A 1,164-nucleotide genomic window follows, 5' to 3' on the forward strand; every position below is an offset into this window, starting at 1 on the left:
CGGTCGCGCCGAGCGCGACCGGCTTCGCGGAGCGGCCGGCCGGGCGCATCGCGCTGGTGGCCGAGACCTACTCGGATCTGCGCGAGGTGATGATCGACGGCGTATCCGGCCTGCTTGCGGTGCATCGGCGCTGGGACCGGCCGACCTACGAGCCGAGCCGTCGCCGGCTCGTCTGGCGCAACGGCGCGATCGCGCAGGGTTTTTCGGCCGAGGACCCCGAGGCGCTGCGGGGGCCGCAATTCGACGCCGCCTGGTGCGACGAGATCGCCAAATGGCGGCGCGCGGAGGAGACCTGGGACATGCTGCAGTTCGGCCTGCGCCTGGGACGGCTGCCGCGGCAGATCGCGACCACCACGCCCCGCGCCGTCCCGCTGCTGAAGCGGCTGCTCGCCGATCCGGCGACCGCCGTGACCCGCGCCACGACGCGGGCCAACGCGGCCAATCTCGCGCCCGGCTTCCTGCGCGCGGTGGTCGGGACCTATGCGGGGACGAGGCTCGGCCGACAGGAACTCGACGGCGAACTGCTGGAGGATCGTGATGACGGCCTCTGGACCCGCGAGGCGATCGAGCGCGGACGGGTCGCGGCCGCGCCCGAACTGACCCGCATCGTGGTGGCGGTGGATCCGCCGGCCGGCGGCAAGAAATCGGACGCCTGCGGCCTGGTGGCCGTAGGCCTCGGCGCGGACGGGCGCAGCTATGTGCTGGAGGACGCCACGGTCCAGGCCAGCCGCCCGGAGGTCTGGGCCGCCCGCGCGGTGGCGCTCTGGCGCCGGCTCGAGGCGGACGCGCTGGTCGCGGAGGTCAATCAGGGCGGCGACATGGTGCGCGCGGTGATCGCGCAGGCCGATCCGCAGGTTCCCTCATCGCCGTGAGGGCCACGCGGGGCAAGTGGCTACGGGCGGAGCCGGTCGCGGCGCTCTACGCGCAGGGCCGCGTCGTCCATGTCGGGGCGCATCCCCGACTGGAGGACGAGATGGCGGCGCTGGGCCTCGACGGCCTCGCAGAGGGACGCTCGCCCGACCGCGTCGACGCGCTGGTCTGGGCCGTGACGCATCTGATGCTGAGCGCGCGCGGCCGGGGGCCGCGCGTGCTCGGCCTGTGATCAGCGGCGGTCGATGCCGGCGTTGAGCGACGGATCGTCCGCCGCGCCTTCCGACGCGCCAG

General features: G+C 74.7%; 1 pseudogene. It reads left to right on the forward strand.

The features are described from left to right. Positions 1-1,102: pseudogene (locus ACIKT0_RS18690) on the forward strand (DNA-packaging protein); the annotation flags it as partial. Positions 1,103-1,164: the final 62 nt, after the last annotated feature.

It is taken from the genome of Hansschlegelia beijingensis, from assembly GCF_045505405.1.
GTDB classification, from domain to species: Bacteria; Pseudomonadota; Alphaproteobacteria; order Rhizobiales; family Methylopilaceae; genus Methylopila; species Methylopila beijingensis_A.